This window comes from Paraburkholderia edwinii, assembly GCF_019428685.1.
Lineage (GTDB): Bacteria > Pseudomonadota > Gammaproteobacteria > Burkholderiales > Burkholderiaceae > Paraburkholderia > Paraburkholderia edwinii.
Window position 1 is genome coordinate 469,377 of the sequence record NZ_CP080095.1, and the last position, 18,851, is coordinate 488,227.

The 18,851-nt window shown below is 64.0% G+C and carries 18 protein-coding genes; 16 read left to right on the plus strand and 2 right to left on the minus strand.

What is annotated here, in order from left to right; translation table 11 throughout:
* Positions 1-145 precede the first annotated feature (145 nt).
* Positions 146-439: a PXPV repeat protein gene (locus KZJ38_RS01975; protein ID WP_219798553.1), complete on the minus strand. Its 294-nt coding sequence runs from the start codon at positions 437-439 to the stop codon at positions 146-148.
* Positions 440-1,177: 738 nt separating this feature from the next.
* On the opposite strand from KZJ38_RS01975, the gene KZJ38_RS01980 reads away from it, so the two are divergent.
* Complete coding sequence (locus KZJ38_RS01980; protein WP_219798554.1) at positions 1,178-1,480, plus strand: H-NS histone family protein; 303 nt, start codon at positions 1,178-1,180, stop codon at positions 1,478-1,480.
* A gap of 498 nt (positions 1,481-1,978) precedes the next feature.
* Here KZJ38_RS01980 and KZJ38_RS01985 read toward each other — a convergent pair whose 3' ends face one another.
* Entirely contained in the window at positions 1,979-3,046 is a 1,068-nt protein-coding gene (locus tag KZJ38_RS01985) for a glycosyltransferase family 4 protein (protein ID WP_219798555.1), read from the minus strand.
* 714 nt (positions 3,047-3,760) lie between these two features.
* Here KZJ38_RS01985 and flhD point away from each other — a divergent pair.
* The 15 genes from flhD to KZJ38_RS02060 all read left to right on the plus strand — a co-directional run bounded on the left by flhD (position 3,761) and on the right by KZJ38_RS02060 (position 18,782).
* Complete coding sequence (gene flhD / locus KZJ38_RS01990) at positions 3,761-4,090, plus strand: flagellar transcriptional regulator FlhD (RefSeq protein ID WP_281425809.1); 330 nt, start codon at positions 3,761-3,763, stop codon at positions 4,088-4,090.
* Positions 4,091-4,213: 123 nt separating this feature from the next.
* Positions 4,214-4,759 (plus strand): flagellar transcriptional regulator FlhC, encoded by a 546-nt coding sequence (flhC, locus tag KZJ38_RS01995; RefSeq protein WP_219798557.1) that lies wholly within the window; start codon positions 4,214-4,216, stop codon positions 4,757-4,759.
* 135 nt (positions 4,760-4,894) lie between these two features.
* On the plus strand, positions 4,895-5,755 hold the full coding sequence (motA, locus tag KZJ38_RS02000) for a flagellar motor stator protein MotA (protein WP_219798558.1): 861 nt from the start codon (positions 4,895-4,897) through the stop codon (positions 5,753-5,755).
* Positions 5,756-5,779: 24 nt separating this feature from the next.
* Positions 5,780-6,874 (plus strand): flagellar motor protein MotB, encoded by a 1,095-nt coding sequence (gene motB, locus KZJ38_RS02005; RefSeq protein WP_219798559.1) that lies wholly within the window; start codon positions 5,780-5,782, stop codon positions 6,872-6,874.
* Positions 6,875-6,904: 30 nt separating this feature from the next.
* Positions 6,905-7,276, plus strand: a complete 372-nt coding sequence (locus tag KZJ38_RS02010; protein WP_219798560.1) for a response regulator — start codon at positions 6,905-6,907, stop codon at positions 7,274-7,276.
* 90 nt (positions 7,277-7,366) lie between these two features.
* Entirely contained in the window at positions 7,367-9,685 is a 2,319-nt protein-coding gene (gene cheA / locus KZJ38_RS02015; RefSeq protein WP_219798561.1) for a chemotaxis protein CheA, read from the plus strand.
* Between the two features lie 72 nt (positions 9,686-9,757).
* Positions 9,758-10,285: a chemotaxis protein CheW gene (gene cheW / locus KZJ38_RS02020; RefSeq protein WP_219798562.1), complete on the plus strand. Its 528-nt coding sequence runs from the start codon at positions 9,758-9,760 to the stop codon at positions 10,283-10,285.
* Positions 10,286-10,312: 27 nt separating this feature from the next.
* On the plus strand, positions 10,313-12,244 hold the full coding sequence (locus KZJ38_RS02025) for a methyl-accepting chemotaxis protein (RefSeq protein WP_219798563.1): 1,932 nt from the start codon (positions 10,313-10,315) through the stop codon (positions 12,242-12,244).
* 147 nt (positions 12,245-12,391) lie between these two features.
* Complete coding sequence (locus KZJ38_RS02030) at positions 12,392-13,327, plus strand: CheR family methyltransferase (protein ID WP_219798564.1); 936 nt, start codon at positions 12,392-12,394, stop codon at positions 13,325-13,327.
* Positions 13,324-14,094, plus strand: a complete 771-nt coding sequence (gene cheD / locus KZJ38_RS02035; protein ID WP_219798565.1) for a chemoreceptor glutamine deamidase CheD — start codon at positions 13,324-13,326, stop codon at positions 14,092-14,094. The genes KZJ38_RS02030 and cheD overlap by 4 nt, the downstream gene beginning before the upstream one ends.
* A gap of 5 nt (positions 14,095-14,099) precedes the next feature.
* Positions 14,100-15,197 carry a protein-glutamate methylesterase/protein-glutamine glutaminase gene (locus KZJ38_RS02040; protein WP_219798566.1) on the plus strand — a complete coding sequence of 366 codons (1,098 nt, stop codon included), beginning with the start codon at positions 14,100-14,102 and terminating at the stop codon, positions 15,195-15,197.
* A 228-nt stretch (positions 15,198-15,425) separates the two neighbouring features.
* Entirely contained in the window at positions 15,426-15,821 is a 396-nt protein-coding gene (gene cheY, locus KZJ38_RS02045) for a chemotaxis response regulator CheY (protein ID WP_219798567.1), read from the plus strand.
* A 1-nt stretch (position 15,822) separates the two neighbouring features.
* Positions 15,823-16,530: a protein phosphatase CheZ gene (gene cheZ, locus KZJ38_RS02050; protein ID WP_075155288.1), complete on the plus strand. Its 708-nt coding sequence runs from the start codon at positions 15,823-15,825 to the stop codon at positions 16,528-16,530.
* 356 nt (positions 16,531-16,886) lie between these two features.
* Positions 16,887-17,489 carry a DUF2844 domain-containing protein gene (locus KZJ38_RS02055; protein WP_219798568.1) on the plus strand — a complete coding sequence of 201 codons (603 nt, stop codon included), beginning with the start codon at positions 16,887-16,889 and terminating at the stop codon, positions 17,487-17,489.
* Between the two features lie 42 nt (positions 17,490-17,531).
* Positions 17,532-18,782, plus strand: a complete 1,251-nt coding sequence (locus tag KZJ38_RS02060; RefSeq protein ID WP_219798569.1) for a DUF3443 family protein — start codon at positions 17,532-17,534, stop codon at positions 18,780-18,782.
* Positions 18,783-18,851 lie beyond the last annotated feature (69 nt).

An 18,851-nucleotide genomic window follows, 5' to 3' on the forward strand; every position in this document is an offset into this window, starting at 1 on the left:
AGAAGAAAGCGCGGGCGCAGTATTTGCGCCCGCAATGGCTTGTTGGTCAGTTATGCAATCAGCCACGCCGTTAGCCGATCATGCATCGGCGGCGGTGCATTGATCCGCGCCCGCCACCGCCGCGACGCCTTTACCGGTTACCTTGCTAGTCGCGCCAGTTACCCCACGTACGGCCGTGATCCCAACTGCGGTGATTCCGGTCGCGGTATTCCCAGCGATGATCATCGCCGCGGTTCCAGTCGCGGCGATCCCGATCCCAGCCATGGTTCCAGTGCTGGTAGTAGACCGGCCGCGGCGCCGCATACACGGGCGCCGGCTGCACGTATGCCGGCGTGCCCAGCGAAATCCCGATGCCGACGTTGCTATGCGCCTGCGCGACCCCGCATGCGCCGGCCGCGAGGCCCGCTGCGATAAGCAGATGAGTGACGATGCGCTTCATGTGGATTCCTCCTGTGTCAGGCAGCGAAGTTGCCCCATGCAACCCAGCTGACCGAACGCGACATCTCTGTCGCACAGATTCAATCTACGCATTCCACCCGCAGCGTACTGAGACAGGATGTTACGGAGTGCAAGCCTGGGTTTGTCGTCCCGCGTGTGTGCATAGCGAGCACGCGGCTGCAAAACCGTATGCCCGGCGGGGCTCGCAGGTCTTTCGGGCGCACGGGCAAGGCAATTCACCACATCTGCCGTAAGCCAGCCTTACATCTGTGCCGCGCGATTAATCATCGAGGCTTCAAGTCTGAATAGCTGCGATGCGATGCGCGAGCGGAGCCCGAACGGGGCAACGAGTCTCGCTCGCTTCGTCCAATACAAAGCCGCGCCGCAAATCGCGAGACGATTTGCATGACGAAGCGCCGCCCAACCAAACGCACGACGAAGCGCACAACGCAAATCACAGACAAACGGTTGGTCGACATGTCCTAACAGGACACACGAATTTGCCGATATATTCGGATTGGAGCGTATTCGAACAGACGTATTCGGAATGAGGATGTCAACTTTTGTTAATTCCGCACTCCGGGAGCCCATATTCTTCGTAAAATTTGCAGCTCGTTTAATCGTTTCTTTCGTAAAAATTATCAGAGGATTTCGCGTAAAATGATAATGGTCCGTTGCGGACTTTATTAAACAACGCTAATCTCCGAACCGACGGGGTTGAACAAAAAGGGAGGCCGAAATGTCGCAATATGCTGATCTGAAGAGCCAGATTGCCAAGCTGCAAGCTCAGGCGGAGGAAGCCCGCCGTATCGAAGTCGGCAATGTGATTGCAGAGATTCAACGTCAGATTGCCGAGTACGGTCTGACGCCGCAAGACCTGGGCTTTGCTGCCGCCGCGCGGCGCGGGCGTCCGCCGAAGAAGGCACCGCTCCCGCCGAAATACCGCGATCCGAAATCCGGCAGCACGTGGAGTGGGCGCGGCAAGCCGCCGAAATGGATTGCCGGCAAGAGCCGTGACCGCTTCCTGATCGGCCAGGCGTAATCGAAGTGTATGGATATTGCGTAACCGTTCATGGTCTGATCCATACACGGTTACGCCAATGCTCACACATCTACTGAAATCTGACTCAAGTAGGAGTCAATTCGGAATTTGTGCGAACGCATCGAAGCAGTCTAATGCGTTCTGAAAGGCGATCCAAAAGCTTCGGGCAAACCGTTTGCCCAAAACCTGACCGGCTGCTCAGTGAGCTATACGCGCCTATAGCTCGCTCGAAGCCAACGTAATAAAAAAGCCGCCTTCCAAAGGCGGCTTTTGCATGTCATGCACACTTCTACTGCAATACGAAGGTGCGCAAACGTTTTACATCAGCTAATTCGCTGAAAGCGGACACCTGGTACATTCTCGGAAAGCCGCACAAAACATCGGGAAAACGCTTATTTCCGGGCGAACTAAACCAAACCAAAAGCGAAGCCAAACCAGAATTGAACCCGCACACCTGACGCCGAGGGCGCAAGCCCCGGCGCCATGCGTTGCGCTTCCTTAGCCCGCGGCGGCCACGCGGCGCAGGATCGGCCGGCGCTGCGCTTCGATCAACGTCATATAGCCGTCGACGTAGTTCTGCGCCATCGTCTTTGCGCTGAAGCGCTTCTCGAACTGCGTGCGAATCTCTTCGCGCGACAGTTCATCGATACGCTGGAGCGCGGCGACCGCGCCTTGCACGTCTTCGACGATATAGCCTGTCACGCCATGATCGATCACTTCCGGCACCGAGCCGCGGTTGAACGCGATAACCGGCGTGCCGCACGCCATCGACTCGATCATCACGAGACCAAACGGCTCGCTCCAGTCGATCGGGAACAGCAGGGCCTTCGCACCGGACAGGAACTCGGGCTTCTGCGCCTCGTTGATCTCGCCGATGAACTCGACATGCGCCTGCGACAGCAGCGGCTCGATTTCCGACTTGAAGTATTCCATGTCGACCTTGTCGACCTTCGCGGCGATCTTCAGCGGCAGCCCCGTCTGTGCGGCGATGCGGATCGCCGTGTCGACGCGCTTTTCCGGACAGATCCGGCCGAGGAAGGCCAGGTACTCGGGCTTGCGATCGGTGCGCGGCGTGAGCAACTGGTCCGGCAGGCCGTGGTAAATCGTGTTGAGCCAGTTCGCCTGCGGCAGCGGCTGGCGCTGCGAGTCGGAGATCGAGATGACCGGCGCTTCGCCGAAGGTGTCGAACATCGGCTGCAGCTCAGGCAAGTCGAGCCGGCCGTGCAGCGTGGTGACGAACGGCGTGTCCAGCTGCGAAAACAGCGGGAACGGCAGGTAGTCGAGGTGAAAGTGCAGGACATCGAACTCATGCGCCATGCGGCGTACGCGCTCGAGCAGCAGCATGTGCGGCGCCATCGCGTCGCGGATCGTCGGATCCAGACGCAGCGCACGCGGCCATGCGGCTTCGAGCTTCGCGGACGTCTCGGAATCGCCGCTCGCGAAGAGCGTCACGTCGTGACCCAGGTCGACCAGTGCCTCGGTGAGATAGGACACGACTCGCTCGGTGCCGCCGTAGAGCTTCGGAGGAACGGCTTCGTAAAGCGGCGCGATTTGTGCGATTCGCATTGTATGAACTCCTGTTCAAAGGGCTGGTTCGCACGACGGCGCGAAAGGCGCAGCGGAAGGCGAATGCCGGTCGGACGGATGGGCGGCGCGGACAGGCCACAATGAAACTGACCTGGCTGAAAGCTCCGGGTGCGCTCGCCCGATGGCGGCCTGAAGCCGAATCGGGTTATCCCTTAAGGCTCATTATCGGTATCCAGCGCGATAATTCGACCTATTTTTCAAACGCTTAATGTTGTTACAGCGGGAAACGACCGCCGTTGCAATTGTCACGATCAAGCCCCGATCCTTGCGCGACAAGGCTTTGCGGCCGCCCGACATGATGGGCGAGGCGACCGCATGATGGCAAGAGGCGCGTTTTCCGTTACACGTCGATTGTTGCGGCAGTGTGAAATCATCCTATAATTCGCTCGCCCATCTCCCGCCCAGGCCCGTCCGCCTCGCGCACCCCTATCCGCGAAGCATCCCCGTAGTTACGCCCCTGCTTTTGTAGGAAAAATTCCTACAGCATTAATGGACTAATCCGGCGTCGTGGCGGGCAAATGTCCGCTTTTCGTGCGAAACGGCCAGGGACACAATGCCAGCACGGTCATCACACTGCCGATCGTGTCCCTTGAAAAAAACAGCGGACGCGAAAGAGCAAACGATTTCGTGCAGGCCAGACAAGACCAGTCAAGACCAATCAAGCTTCAATCAGGATTCAAATTCGGGGGAATCATGAGCGCTACCGTCGCTAGTAGTGACATGCTCAATGAGATCAAGGAAGTGAACCTGTCGTATCTGTTGCTCGCACAACGTCTGTTGCGCGACGACAAGCCGATGGGCATGTTCCGCATGGGAATCTCGGAGCAGCTCGCCGACGTGCTCATCAATCTGACGCTCGCGCAGACCGTCAAGCTGTCGGCGTCGAACCAGCTGCTGTGCCGCTTCCGTTTCGACGATCACGCGATCCTTTCTTCGCTCGCCGACAAGGGCAAGCCGACTTCCGTGAGCCAGGCGCACTCGGCCATCCTCATGGCGGGCCAGCCCGTGGAGCAGATCGGCTGATGCGCGCTGCGTTGCAGGTTTGCACGCACTTCGCCGCCCGGCGCGGCCTGAGCGCCGCGATGCGGCCAGCCACGGCTACTGCGGTCGCTGCCGGCGGTTTCCACACGATGGGACGCATCGCGCATGGCCACTAAGAGCGTCGTGCTCGAGGTGCGCGAAATCACGCTGGCGATCGAGCTGATCGAGCTCGGCGCGCGTCTGCAATTGCTCGAGGCCGAAACGAGCCTGTCGCGCGACCGTCTGATCAAGCTGTACAAGGAATTAAAAGGCGAATCGCCGCCGAAGGGCATGCTGCCGTTCTCGACCGACTGGTTCATGACCTGGCAGCCGAACATTCACTCGTCGCTGTTTTACAACATCTACCGGTTCATGTCGGCGCGCGGCGGCTGCGAGACGATTCAATCGATCGTCAAGGGCTACCGGCTATACCGCGAGCATGTGCAAATGAACGGCGAAGAGCCGGTGCTGAGCCTGACGCGCGCCTGGACGCTCGTGCGCTTTTTCGACTCGGGCATGCTGCAGCTGACGCCGTGTACGCGGTGCGGCGGTCATTTCGTCGCGCATGCGCACGATCCGCGCGCGGGCTTCGTCTGCGGGCTGTGCCAGCCGCCTTCGCGAGCGGGAAAGACCCGCAAGGCCGCGGACGAACGGACGCGCGCGGCGGTTTGAGCTTTTCCCCGCAAAGCGCCGCCGCCCCGAGGTTTACACGGGGGCGGCCTGCCGCTTTTCCGTCAAAGGTTTTTCTTTTCCCTGCCGTAAACCCAATTAACGACGATCTCCGTCGCCTAATTTGGGGGCTCCGCGGTGCTGATTTTCCTGGGAACACTCGTGACGCTGCTGTCCGTCTTCGGCGGCTACGTGCTGGAGGGCGGCCATCTGGCTGCGCTTCTGCAGCCCGTCGAGGTGCTGATGATCGTCGGCGCGGGCGTAGGAGCTTTCATTCTCGGCAACGGGATGAAGACCATCAAGGCAACCGTCCGCGTGATCCCGACGCTGTTCAAGGGCTCGAAGTACAACAAGGACGTCTACATGGAGCTGATGGCGCTCCTGTACGTGCTGCTCGCGAAGGCGCGCAAGGAAGGCACGCTCACGCTCGAAGCCGATATCGACGATCCGGAAAAGAGCCCGATCTTCACCCAGTACCCGAAGATCCTGGCCGACCGTCACATCGTCGAATTCCTGACCGACTACCTGCGGCTGATGGTGGGCGGCAACATGAATGCGTTCGAGATCGAAAGCCTGATGGACGAAGAGATCGAAACGCATCACGCGGAAGGCGAAGCGCCGAGCCACGCGCTCGCGAAGATCGGCGACGCGATGCCGGCCTTCGGTATCGTCGCGGCGGTGATGGGCGTGGTCCACACGATGGCGTCCGCCGACAAGCCGCCCGCGATTCTCGGCCAGATGATCGCGCAGGCGCTGGTCGGCACATTCCTCGGCATTCTGCTGTCGTACGGCCTGATCGGGCCGCTCGCGAGCGTCGCGGAACAGCGCGTGACCGAGTCGACGAAGATGTTCCAGTGCATCAAGGTCACGATTCTCGCGAGCCTGAACGGTTACGCGCCCGCGATTGCGGTCGAATTCGGCCGCAAGGTGCTGTTCTCGACCGAGCGCCCGTCGTTCGCCGAGCTCGAAGAGCACGTGCGGCGCGTGAAAGCGAAGTAAGGCAGAGGCAGGCGGAGCAGCGAAATGAGCAAGGATAAAGATCGCGCGATCGTCGTCAAACGCTCCGCGCCGAAAAAAGCCGGACACCACGGCGGTGCGTGGAAGCTCGCGTACGCGGACTTCATGACCGCGATGATGGCGTTCTTCCTGCTGATGTGGCTGTTGAGCTCGGCCTCCACGGTCCAGCTGAAAGGCATTGCCGACTACTTCAACCAGCCGCTGAAAATCACCTTGTGGGGCGGCGACCGCAGCTCGACCGATTCGAGCGTGATTCGCGCGGGCGGCCGCGACGTATCGACCGACCGCCAGGGCGTGATGCGCCAGACCGACGGCCAGACGCGCAACGGCACGCATTCGGTCGCGCACAACGACGACGAGGCGGCCGCGCTGAGCCAGGGCCAGCTCGAGCGGCGCGAACAGGTGCGCCTGCACGACCTGCAAGTCAAGCTGATGGCCGCGATCCAGGCGAACCCGGTGCTGCGCCAGTTCAAGCAGCAGATCCGTATCGACTCGACGCTGCAGGGCTTGCGCATCGAGATCGTCGATTCGCAGAAGCGACCGATGTTCGCCACCGCGAAGGACGAAGTCGAGCCGTATATGCGCGACATCCTGCGCGAGATCGGCAAGACGCTGAACGACGTGCCGAACCGCATCGTCGTGCAGGGCCACACCGATGCCGTGCCGTACGCGGGCGGCGAGAAAGGCTACAGCAACTGGGAGCTGTCCGCGGACCGCGCGAGCGCATCGCGTCGCGAGCTGATCGGCGGCGGCATGGACGAATCGAAGGTGCTGCGCGTGATCGGCCTCGCGTCGACGCAGAACCTCAACAAGGCCGATCCGCTCGATCCGGAGAACCGGCGCATCAGCATCATCGTGCTCAACAAGAAGTCCGAAGACCAGATGAACCAGGACGACACGACGACCACCACGCTGTCGGACGATGCAGGCGGGTCCGCGTCGTTCGCACCGCCGCTCGTGCAGAAGATCGGCCAGGCGACGGCGGCCGGCGCGGCGCCGGCAGTACGGGCGCCGGGTGTTGTCGTGCCGGACGTTGCGGCGCCGGGCATCACGACGCCGCAGCCGGCGCCGGCCGCTCCGGCAGCAGTAGAGATCAAGTAAACCCAATATTCGAGACGCAGCGAGGTTTTCATGATCAGGCACATTCTCGCGATCGACGATTCGGCTGCCATGCGGGAGATTCTCTCCGCGACGCTGACGACCGCCGGTTACGACGTGACGGTCGCCAAAGATGGAGATGAAGGACTTGAGCACGCGCTCGCGATGGCGTTCGATCTCGTGCTGACCGATCAGCACATGCCGGGCAAAACCGGTGTCGATCTGATCGCCTTGCTGCGCGCGAACCCGGCCTACGAGGCGACGCCGATCCTGTTGCTGACAACGGAATCCGGCGAACCATTCAAGGAGGCGGCGCGTGCGGCGGGCGCAACGGGCTGGATCGAGAAACCGCTCGATCCGGATATGTTGACCGAGCTCGTTTCGACGCTCGATGCGCCCGCTTGAACCTGATGCAACCCTGAAGCACCGTCACGCAGCACCAGACAATCCGGCAGCACGAGCCCAGCAGACAGAAATATTCGCGGTGAACCAGGCATGACACTCGATATCACACAGTTCTATCAGACGTTCTTCGACGAAGCGGATGAACTGCTCGCGCAGATGGAGCAGCTGCTGCTCAATCTGAACGTCGGCCAACCCGATCCGGAAGATCTCGCTGCGATTTTCCGCGCCGCGCATTCGATCAAGGGCGGCGCCGCGACGTTCGGCTTTACCGCGCTGACGGAGACGACGCACATTCTCGAATCGCTGCTCGACCGCGCGCGCAACAACGAACTCGTGCTGCGCAAGGACATGATCGACACGTTCCTCGAAACGAAGGACGTGCTGTCCGGGCAGCTCGCCGACTATCGCGCGAGCCAGGAACCCGACGCGGCGGTGGCCGCGGCGATCTGCGCGAAGCTCGAGCGGCTCAATGCGGAGAACCGGTTCGGCGCGGACACGTCGGCAGCTGCCGCGCCTGCTTCCGCGGCGTCCGCTGCGCCAACGATTGCGCCGGCCACAGCGCCGGCCGCCGTGGCGCCCGCGGGCTCGCCGCCCGAACACGTGATCGACCAGGCCGTCGACGCAGCGAATGCGCGTCACGGCATCGACGCGGCAGCATCGGCAACACCAGCAACAGCAGCACCGGCATCGAGCGGCGCAACAGACGCCGCCGGGCCACATCTGAAAATTACGCTACGGGGAGTAGGTGAGAAGGACGAGGCGCTGCTCGCTGAAGAGCTGGGCAACCTCGGTCAGATCGTCGGACAGGTGAAGACCGGCAGCGATCTGACGCTGTGGCTCGAAACCGATGTGCCGTCCGACGACATCGTCGCGGTGTTGTGCTTCGTGATCGACGAGAGCCAGATCTCGGTCGGCCGCGGCAGTGCGCCCGCCGGCGATGAAGAGGCGCCAGCAGGTGCGCCGGCCGCTGCGGCCGCGCAAGCGGTAGAGGCCGCGCCGCAAGCAGCGGCACAACCTGCTGCTGCGCCGGCCGCGCAAACCGCGGCCGTTCCGGCTGCGCCGGCGGCGAGCGCCACGCCGGCGCCCGCCGCACCGGCAGCCGCAGCCCCGGCCGCACCGGCAACCGCAGTCGCAGCACCAGCACCGGCCGCCGCCGCGCAGCAAGCCAACGCATCCGGCGATGGCGACCGCAAGGCGCGCCCGGCTGCAGCCGCGAGTGCCGAGGGCAGCTCGATCCGCGTCGGCGTCGAGAAGGTCGACCAGCTGATCAACCTCGTCGGCGAACTCGTGATCACGCAGGCGATGCTCGCGGAAACCACGAGCACGTTCGATCCGGCCTTGCACGACCGCCTCTACAACGGCATGGCGCAGCTCGAGCGCAATGCGCGCGATCTGCAGGAAGCGGTGATGTCGATCCGCATGATGCCGATGGACTACGTCTTCAGCCGCTTCCCGCGTCTCGTGCGCGATCTCGCGGCGAAGCTCGGCAAGGAAGTCGAACTCGTCACCTTCGGTCAGGCGACCGAACTCGACAAGAGCCTTATCGAGCGCATCATCGACCCGCTCACGCACCTCGTGCGCAACTCTCTCGATCACGGCATCGAAACGGTCGAGGCTCGGCGCGCGGCGGGCAAGGACGGCACGGGTCAGCTCGTACTGTCGGCCGCGCATCACGGCGGCAATATCGTCATTGAAGTGAGCGACGACGGCGCCGGGCTGCGCCGCGACAAGATTCTCGCGAAGGCGATCAAGCAGGGCATGTCGGTCAGCGAATCGATGACCGACGAGGAAGTGTGGAACCTGATCTTCCTGCCTGGCTTCTCGACCGCCGAACAGGTCACCGACGTGTCGGGCCGCGGCGTCGGCATGGACGTCGTGAAGCGGAACATCCAGTCGATGGGCGGCCACGTCGAAATCACGTCGCATGCAGGCAAGGGCAGCACCACGCGCATCGTGTTGCCGCTCACGCTCGCGATTCTCGACGGCATGTCGGTCAAGGTGGGCAACGAGATCTTCATCCTGCCGCTGAACTTCGTGATGGAGTCGTTGCAGCCGCGCGCCGAAGATATTTACACGGTCGCGAACGGCGAGCGCGTCGTGCGCGTGCGCGGCGAATATCTGCCGCTCGTCGCGCTGCACGAAGTGTTCACCGTCGACGGCGCGCGCACCGACCCAACGCAGGGCATCGTCACGATCATGGAAACCGAAGGCCGTCGTTTCGCGATGCTGATCGACGAACTGGTCGGCCAGCAGCAGGTGGTCGTGAAGAACCTCGAAACGAACTACCGGAAGGTGCACGGCATTTCCGCCGCGACGATTCTCGGCGACGGCAGCGTTGCGCTGATTGTCGACGTGGCGGCATTGAACCGCGAGACGCGCGCCGCGCACGGCGCGCTCGCGATGGCCTGAGCGACCGGCGATTCGACCGCTCAATCGACCCTTAGATAAACCCATTCATACCCAACCCTTTTGGGGGCTAACGTGGCAGACATTCAATCGATCAACCCGGCGCTGGGCGGCGCAGTGAGCCGCCGCGGTGCAACGCAGGCCGACGCCGCCGGTCAGGAGTTCCTCGTCTTCACGCTCGGCGCCGAGGAATACGGCATCGATATCCTGAAGGTGCAGGAAATCCGCGGCTACGACAGCGTCACGCGCATCGCGAACGCGCCCGAGTTCATCAAGGGCGTGATCAACCTGCGCGGCATCATCGTGCCGATCGTCGATATGCGCATCAAGTTCCATCTGGGCCGCGTCGAATACGACCACCAGACGGTCGTGATCATCCTGAACGTCGCGCATCGCGTGGTCGGCATGGTGGTCGACGGCGTGTCGGACGTGCTGACGCTGACGGCCGATCAGATCATGCCGGCGCCCGAATTCGGCGCGACGCTGACGACCGAGTACCTGACGGGCCTCGGCACTGTCGACGGCCGCATGCTGATCCTGATGGACATCGAAAAGCTGATGACGAGCCGCGAAATGGAGCTGATCGAGGCGGTCAGTCTCTAAAGGCCGGGACGAGCAGGAGAACGACAAATGAACCGATGGTCGATCCGCGCGGCGCTGACCGTGGTCGGCGCCGTGCTCGTGCTGCTGACGGTGGCGGTCGGCGCGCTCGGCGTCTTTTCGCTGACGCGCGCCACCGGCGCCCTCGACGAAATCGCGAACGGCGATCTGGCGGCCACGCGCGCATTGAGCGATACGTCGACCTATCTGCTGCGCGGCCGCGTCTCGCTCGACCGCGCGAGCGGCCTGCTCAGCGACGGTGAGCTTGATCAGGCGAAGGTGGCGATCGATCGCGCGCAGGAACTGTTCAACAAGTCGAATGAAGGGTGGCAGACGTTTACGTCGCTGCAGAAGGGAGGCATCGATCAGGCGCTGATCGACGAGGCTGTTGCGCGCCGCGCATCACTGCTGCACGAAGGCGTCGAGCCCGAGATCACCGCGCTGCGCGAGGTCGACCTGACCACGTACCGCAAGATCGCGAATACGAAGATCAGCCCGATGTTCGTCGCGTTCGACAACGCAGCGGCGCCGATCGTCAAGGCGTTGCAGGACCGTGCGAACCAGCAGCAGACGGACGCCTCGCAATATATCGCGACCATGAAGGTGCTGATCGGAGTGGGCATTGCGGTTGCGGTGCTGATGATGATCGTCGTGCGCGTCGTGATGAGCCGCATGATCTCGAAGCCGCTCGACGAAGCGATCGAATGCTTCGAGCGCATTGCGACCGGCGACCTGACGCAGACCGTGCGCAATACGAGCCGCAACGAAATGGGGCGGTTGTTTGACGCGATCCGCAAGATGCAGGACGGCGTGGTCACGCTCGTGAAATCGGTGCATTCGAGCACCGAGTCGATCGATACGGGCGCGCGCGAAATTGCGATGGGCAATACGGACCTGTCGCAGCGCACCGAGCAGCAGGCCGCTTCGCTGCAGGAAACCGCGTCGAGCATGGAACAGCTGACCGGCACCGTGAAGCAGAACGCCGAAAACGCGCGGCAGGCGAGCCAGCTTGCCGTCAACGCGTCCGAAATCGCGACACGCGGCGGCGAAGTGGTCAGCGAAGTGGTCGTGACGATGCGCGAAATCGCGGCCAGCTCGAACAAGGTCGTCGACATCATCGGCGTGATCGAAGGCATCGCGTTCCAGACCAACATCCTCGCGCTGAACGCGGCCGTCGAAGCGGCGCGCGCGGGCGAGCAGGGCCGCGGCTTCGCGGTCGTGGCCGGCGAAGTGCGCAGCCTCGCGCAGCGCAGCGCGAGCGCGGCGAAGGAAATCAAGGAGATGATCGGCGACTCGGCCGCGAAGGTGCAGGGCGGCTCGGAACTCGTCGGCCGCGCGGGCACCACGATGGAAGAGATCCTGCAGGCCGTGCGGCGCGTGACCGACATCATGGGCGAGATCAGCGCGGCGTCGGAAGAGCAGTCGGGCGGCATCGAGCAGGTCAATCGCGCGGTCAGCCAGATGGACGACGTGACGCAACAGAACGCGGCGCTCGTCGAACAGGCCGCCGCCGCGGCCGCGTCGCTCGAAGAACAGACGCGGCAGTTGCGTGGCGTGGTCGGCGGTTGGCGCGTGTCGGCCAACGGCTCACCGGATTTCGGAAGCTTTGCGGCGCCGCTGTCGCGCACGGCTGTTCGCCCGCAGTCGGCGGCGCCCGCGGTTCAGGCGCGACTCGTTGCGTCCGCAACGAAGTCCGTGATGCCCGCATACATCGGTTCAAGCGGCGGCGCTGGCGTCGGCGCGGAAGCCGCGGAAACCACGGCGCCGAAGCAGGATGCAGCAAAGCACGACACCGCAAAGCCAGCCGCACCGGCGCGCGGCGATGTACCGGCTGCCCGCCGCGAGCCGGTGCTGAAGCGGCCGGCTATGCGTGCCGCAGCCGCTGTCAAGGCAACGGCAACGGCCCCGGCAGTTTCGACGACGGCAAGTGCAGGCTCCGACGCAGACTGGGAAACGTTCTAGAAGGATTGACGCAAACATGCAGTGGCACGGCTTCGCGCCCGCAATCGGGCGACACGGCACAGCGCGCTTTGTCAGCGCGGTGGGGCGAGGCCGTCCGTTGCCGGCGCACGCCCGTGGCACACACGCAGCGCGCAATCGGGGAATCCAATGAGCGACACGCGCGCAACGCAACGCGGCGGCCGCGCCGACGCACCGCGCGCCGGCGAGCCGGGCCGCGACTTCGAATTCACGTCGGCCGACTTCACGCGCATTCGCGAGCTGATCTATCGCCGCGCGGGCATTTCGCTGTCCGATCACAAACGCGATATGGCGTATAGCCGGCTTGCGCGCCGTTTGCGCACGCTCGGCCTCGATAGCTTCCGCGACTACCTCGACCAGCTCGAAGCGAACGACGATCCGGCCGAATGGGAGGCGTTCACCAACGCGCTGACGACGAACCTGACCGCGTTCTTCCGCGAAGCGCATCACTTTCCGATCCTCGCGGAGTTCGTGAAGAAGCGCCAGCAGCCGGTGTCGGTCTGGTGCTCGGCGGCCTCGACCGGTGAAGAGCCGTATTCGATCGCGATGACGCTCGTCGAAGCGCTCGGCGAATCGGCCGCGCGTCACGCAACCGTGCTCGCGACCGACATCGACACGCAAGTGCTCGCGAAATGCGATGCGGGCGTCTATCAGTACGAGCAGGTGCGGCATCTGTCGCCGGAGCGGTTGAAGCGCTTTTTCCTGCGCGGCACCGGTGCGCATGCGGGGCTCGTCAAGGTACGGCCCGAACTGCGCGCGATGATCCGTTTCGAGCGGATCAACCTGACCGATCGCGATTACGGCTTGCGCAATCCGTTCGATGCGATCTTTTGCCGCAACGTGATGATCTATTTCGACAAGCCGACGCAATCGCAGGTGCTCGCGCGCTTCGAACCGCTCGTCAAGCCGCGCGGCCTGCTGTTCGCCGGTCACTCGGAAAACTTCACCTATGTGACGCAGGCGTTCCGCCTCAAAGGCCAGACCGTCTACGAGCTGACGCGCGACAGCGGCGCCGCGCCGGCTCCCGCGCGCACGCCCGGCGCGATGAATGAGGTGAGTGCATGAGCGCCGCATTGCCGATCGCGAACAATCTCTACTACGACAACCACTTCAAGCGCCCCGGCGTGAAGCTGTTGCCGAACGAGTTCTATACGACGAACGAAGACATGGTGCTCGTCACCGTGCTCGGTTCGTGCGTCGCCGCCTGCATTCAGGACCGCACCGCGGGCATTGGCGGGATGAATCACTTCATGCTGCCCGACGACGGCGCCGAAGTCGTGCAGGCCGCCTCCGACGCGATGCGCTACGGCGCGTACGCGATGGAAGTGCTGATCAACGAGCTGATCAAGGCTGGCGGGCGCCGCGAGCGGTTCGAAGCGAAAGTGTTCGGCGGCGCCGCGGTGCTCGCGGGCATGACGACGATGAACATCGGCGATCGCAACTCGGAATTCGTGCGCCGTTATCTGGCGCTCGAAAAGATCCGCATCCTTGCCGAGGACCTGCAGGGCGCGCATCCGCGCAAAGTCGCGTTTCTGCCGCGTACCGGCCAGGTCATGGTGAAAAAACTCGGGTTGCAGCAGGACCCGGATGTGGCGGAGCGCGAACGCGTGCTGGCCCGGCAGACCGCCGAGCAGCGCGCCGAACGCCTGGCGAAAGCGCGCGCGCGTGTCGAGCTGTTCAGCGCCGGAAAGGCTGGCGGCAGCGCGCCGCGTGCGGGCAGCCCGGCAGCGGGCGCCGCAGCCGGTGGCGCAACGAAGCCACGTATCGAGCTGTTCAACGCGGGCGGCCGCGAGAACGATTCCAAAAATGCGCGGACCGCAGAGGAGGCGTAGCAACTGTGCAAAAGATCAAGGTACTGTGCGTCGATGATTCGGCGCTGATCCGCAGCCTGATGACCGAGATCATCAACGGCCAGCCGGATATGGAAGTGGTGGCGACCGCGCCCGATCCGCTCGTCGCGCGCGAGCTGATCAAGCAGCACAACCCGGACGTGCTGACGCTCGACGTCGAAATGCCGCGCATGGACGGCCTCGACTTCCTCGAGAAGCTGATGCGCCTGCGGCCGATGCCGGTCGTGATGGTGTCGTCGCTGACCGAGCGCGGCTCGGAAATCACGTTGCGCGCGCTCGAACTGGGTGCCGTCGATTTCGTGACGAAGCCGCGCGTCGGCATCCGCGACGGGATGCTCGAGTACTCGGAGAAGCTCGCCGACAAGGTGCGCGCGGCAGCCCGCGCGCGCGTGCGGCAGGCGGCGCCGGCCGCGCATCCGGCAGCGGGCGGTGCGCATCCGGCCGCGGCTGCAGCCGCGCACGCGCCGCTCTTCAACAATCCGCTCGTGTCGACCGAAAAGCTGATCATCGTCGGCGCGTCGACGGGCGGCACCGAAGCGATTCGCGAAGTGCTCGTGCCGCTGCCGCCCGATGCGCCAGCCGTGCTGATCGCGCAGCATATGCCGCCGGGCTTTACGAAGTCGTTCGCGCAGCGTCTGAACGGACTGTGCCGCATTACGGTGAAAGAAGCGGAGCACGGCGAGCGCGTGCTGCCGGGCCACGCGTATATCGCGCCGGGCCATGCGCACTTGCTGCTCGCACGCAGCGGCGCGAACTATATTGCGCACCTGTCCGACGAGCCGCCGGTGAACCGGCACCGACCGTCGGTCGACGTGCTGTTTCGCTCGGCCGCGCAGCATGCGGGCAAGAACGCGATCGGCGTGATCCTGACCGGCATGGGCCGCGACGGTGCCGCGGGTCTGCTCGACATGCGCCGCGCGGGCGCCTATACGCTCGCGCAGGACGAGGCGAGCTGCATCGTGTTCGGCATGCCGCGCGAAGCGATCGCGATGGGCGCTGCCGACGACATTTCCCCGCTTGCCGATATGAGCCGCCGCGTGATGGCGCGACTCAATGCAATGGGCGAACGGGTGCAGCGTGTGTAATCATGCCGGTCGCGGCGCGCTTGCAAACGCGAGCGCGCGGCGGCGGGGTCTTGTGCGGGTCACCTGGGTTACAGAGTAACCGCGGTGCGGCCGATAACCGTTCTATACGGCATATCGATGCGGCTCGCTGCGGTTTTGTCGCATGGGACCGAAGCGCGGACTGGGAACTGAATGACGAACGGGCGGCAGCAGGCCACCCGGCTAGATCAGGTAATTGAGGGGAATCAGATGGACAAGGGAATGAAAATTCTGGTGGTGGACGACTTTCCGACGATGCGCCGGATTGTCCGCAACCTGCTGAAGGAGCTCGGCTACTCGAACGTCGACGAAGCGGAAGACGGCGCGGCAGGTCTCGCCCGGCTGCGCGGCGGCAGCTACGAGTTCGTGATCTCGGACTGGAACATGCCGAACCTCGACGGCCTCGCGATGCTGAAGGAAATTCGCGCCGACGCGAGCTTGACGCACCTGCCGGTGCTGATGGTGACCGCCGAATCGAAAAAGGAAAACATCATCGCGGCGGCTCAGGCGGGCGCGAGCGGCTATGTCGTGAAACCGTTCACCGCGGCGACCCTCGACGAGAAGCTCAACAAGATTCTTGAAAAGATGGGCAAAACCGGGGGCTAATGTGAACCAGCCGACCAACGCGCAGGACGCGGTCGCGCGCGACGACAGCGATCACACCACCGACCGGATTCTCGCCCGGATCGGCCAGTTGACACGCACGCTGCGCGATTCGATGCGCGAGCTCGGCATCGACAAGCATGTCGAGCGTGCCGCGGAAGCCGTGCCGGACGCACGCGACCGTCTGAAATATGTCGCGACGATGACGGAGCAGGCCGCCGAAAAGGTGCTGACCGCGATCGAAGTCGCCAAGCCGATCCAGGAGCAGCTGCAGCAGGACGCGGGCAAGCTCGATGCGCGCTGGGCGCAGTGGTACGCGGCGCCGCTCGAGCGCGACGAAGTGCGCACGCTGATGGACGACACGCACGCGTTTCTCGGCAAGCTGCCCGACGCGACGGCGGCGACCAACCAGCAACTGCTCGAGATCATGCTCGCGCAGGATTTCCAGGATCTGACCGGCCAGGTGATCAAGAAGATCACCGAAATCGTCTACGTGATCGAGCAGCAACTGCTCGGCGTGCTGGTCGAGAACATCGCACCGGAGCGGCGCGAGCAGTTCGCGGCCACGGCCGCCGCGCTCGTCGCGGAAGTGTCGTCGACGGGCAGCCCCGAGGGTCTGCTCAACGGTCCGCAGATCAACCCGGAAGGCAAGGCCGACGTGATGCAGGATCAGTCGCAGGTCGACGATCTGCTCGCGAGCCTCGGTTTCTGAGGCGGATTCCTTCCTCATCATCCTGCTGTCAACCCTGAAGACTTCGCGGCTGCCGGAAGTGCGCGTTTATGCGGCCGCGGAATCTGTCCCACCATCGTATCCGCAGGCATACTAGCCATTACGCAACGCGGGATCCTTCAATGTTCTTAACAACGGGCATCAAGCTTGCGGACCGCTGTCGGGCGCTCGCCAGTCAGGTTACCGAAAAGCGGTCGGCGTAATTAGGAATACGGATCTGAAAGGGCACGTGGCGGTCGCGTGTTATTGCGTGTCACATGTATCGCCGAATATGCAAACCGGGTTCGGGCCGTATGCGACTCGCATGGCGAGCGCGGTCTTCATGGGGGAGGGTGCTGATGTTCGAATCAAACCAGTCGCGGCGTCACGTTTTCGCGCACGCCGCTGCCGCATTTTGCGCGGCCGGCATGCTGGCTGCCGCGCCGATCGCGAAGGCGGCGTTGGGCGGTAGTCCGATGGCGACGCCGCAAGGCGCGAGCGTTACCACATCGAGTTCTTCGGCCACACCGGCCACGTCGGGCAGTTCAGGTTCATCGACCATGGCGACGATGCGCAATGCCATTACCTCGGGCGCATCGGGCACCGCGCCGGCGTCTTCGTCTGGCGCGTCGGGCGCAGCGTCCTACACGGTGCGCTCGACCACGCTTGCAACCGGCACCGTCGTACGCGAATACGTGAGCGCGAACGGCGATGTGTTCGCCGCGTGCTGGAACGGCCCGGCCTATCCGAACATCACCGACATCTTCGGCAGCGACTATTACCAGCAATACGTGGAGGGTGCGCGTGCCGCCCAGGCGACACGCGGTGTCGCGCGCGGACCGGCGACGGTCGAGCACGGCGGCCTTGTCGTCAATGCGGGCGGCCATATGGGGCATTACGTCGGCTGCGGGTATCTGCCCGCGCTGATGCCGGCCGGTGTAACCGGTAACGATATCCGCTAACCGACCGACGACTGGAGAATCCTCGTGCAACGAACAACCAGAATGACGGCCTGGCTGAAAGCCGCCGCCGCTGCGCTTGCCGTAACGCTGATCGTCGCCGGTTGCGGCGGAGGCGGCGGCAGCAGCGACAACAACACCAGTCAGAATTCGCCGTCGAGCCCAGTGCCCGCCGGAGGGAATCAGGTGTCCGCGGTGATCAATCAGGGCGTGTCGGGTATCGCCAATATCCCGACCGTGACCGTCACCGTCTGCGCGCCCGGTTCGGCAAGCGCATGCCAGACCATCAACAACGTGCTGCTCGATACGAAGTCCTTCGGCCTGCGCGTGCTGAACTCATCGCTCGGTTCGACGGCGGCCAGCCTGCCGACGCTGCCGTCCGGTTCCGGCACGCTCGCGCAGTGCGCGCTCTTCGCGCAGAGCTTCACGTGGGGGACGATCCGCACGGCCGACGTTCGTATCGGCGGCGAGACCGCGAGCGGTATTCCGATTCAGGTGGTCGGCGATCTTCCGGACGCGACGATTCCGAGCGACAACTGTACGGACCGTGTGCCGCTGTCGGGTGCCGAAGAGACAGCCGGTACGCTCAATGCGAACGGCATTCTCGGCATCGGTGTCGCGATCACCGACTGCGGCACGGCGTGCGGGGCAGCGATGTCGGCGTCCAATCCGAGCACGTACTTTTCCTGCCCGCCGAACACGACCACGGCCAATTGCACGCGCGTGCCGGCCGGCGTGGCGCAGCAGGTCACGAACCCGGTGGCGCGTTTCGCGAGCGACAACAACGGCGTGATCGTCCAGTTCCCGACTGTGCCGGACGGCGGCTCGAAGACGGCGACGGGCCTCGTGACCTTCGGCATCAACACGCAGGCGAACAATGCGATGCCGGGCACGGTGACAACGATCGCATCCAGCCAGGCGGGCGACCTGCTGCACAGCACGTTCAGCGGCTTGACCAACGTCGACGCGTTCCTCGACACCGGCTCGAACGGTATGTTCTTCGGCCCGGCGCTCACGGCGTGCGGCAGTAATGCGCCGGACTTCTACTGCCCGACCAGCAAGCAGACGCTGAGCGCGACGCTGCAGGGCGAGAGCACGACCGCCCTGGCGGTGACGTTCTTCGCGGATAACGCAAACAATCTCTTTAACAGCGGCAACTTCGCGCTGCCCAACCTGACCGGCGCGGCCGCCAACGGGACGCTCGACCTCGGCCTGCCGTTCTATTTCGGCCGGACCGTGTACCACGGACTCGATCTGCGCGCGTCCGGCGGCCAGGCTCCGTTTATCGCGTTCTAGACCCACGCCTTCGCGAACCACGAAATAGCGGCCCCTCCCCGGGGCCGCTGGCGCGCCACTGCCGGGCTG

What these genes read in the sequence shown, in the direction of transcription:
- KZJ38_RS01975 (WP_219798553.1), bottom strand. Translation starts at nt 439, where the DNA reads ATGAAGCGCATCGTCACTCATCTGCTTATCGCAGCGGGCCTCGCGGCC.
- KZJ38_RS01980 (WP_219798554.1), top strand. Translation starts at nt 1,178, where the DNA reads ATGTCGCAATATGCTGATCTGAAGAGCCAGATTGCCAAGCTGCAAGCT.
- KZJ38_RS01985 (WP_219798555.1), bottom strand. Translation starts at nt 3,046, where the DNA reads ATGCGAATCGCACAAATCGCGCCGCTTTACGAAGCCGTTCCTCCGAAG.
- flhD (WP_281425809.1), top strand. Translation starts at nt 3,761, where the DNA reads ATGAGCGCTACCGTCGCTAGTAGTGACATGCTCAATGAGATCAAGGAA.
- flhC (WP_219798557.1), top strand. Translation starts at nt 4,214, where the DNA reads ATGGCCACTAAGAGCGTCGTGCTCGAGGTGCGCGAAATCACGCTGGCG.
- motB (WP_219798559.1), top strand. Translation starts at nt 5,780, where the DNA reads ATGAGCAAGGATAAAGATCGCGCGATCGTCGTCAAACGCTCCGCGCCG.
- KZJ38_RS02010 (WP_219798560.1), top strand. Translation starts at nt 6,905, where the DNA reads ATGATCAGGCACATTCTCGCGATCGACGATTCGGCTGCCATGCGGGAG.
- cheA (WP_219798561.1), top strand. Translation starts at nt 7,367, where the DNA reads ATGACACTCGATATCACACAGTTCTATCAGACGTTCTTCGACGAAGCG.
- KZJ38_RS02025 (WP_219798563.1), top strand. Translation starts at nt 10,313, where the DNA reads ATGAACCGATGGTCGATCCGCGCGGCGCTGACCGTGGTCGGCGCCGTG.
- KZJ38_RS02030 (WP_219798564.1), top strand. Translation starts at nt 12,392, where the DNA reads ATGAGCGACACGCGCGCAACGCAACGCGGCGGCCGCGCCGACGCACCG.
- cheD (WP_219798565.1), top strand. Translation starts at nt 13,324, where the DNA reads ATGAGCGCCGCATTGCCGATCGCGAACAATCTCTACTACGACAACCAC.
- cheY (WP_219798567.1), top strand. Translation starts at nt 15,426, where the DNA reads ATGGACAAGGGAATGAAAATTCTGGTGGTGGACGACTTTCCGACGATG.
- KZJ38_RS02055 (WP_219798568.1), top strand. Translation starts at nt 16,887, where the DNA reads ATGTTCGAATCAAACCAGTCGCGGCGTCACGTTTTCGCGCACGCCGCT.
- KZJ38_RS02060 (WP_219798569.1), top strand. Translation starts at nt 17,532, where the DNA reads ATGACGGCCTGGCTGAAAGCCGCCGCCGCTGCGCTTGCCGTAACGCTG.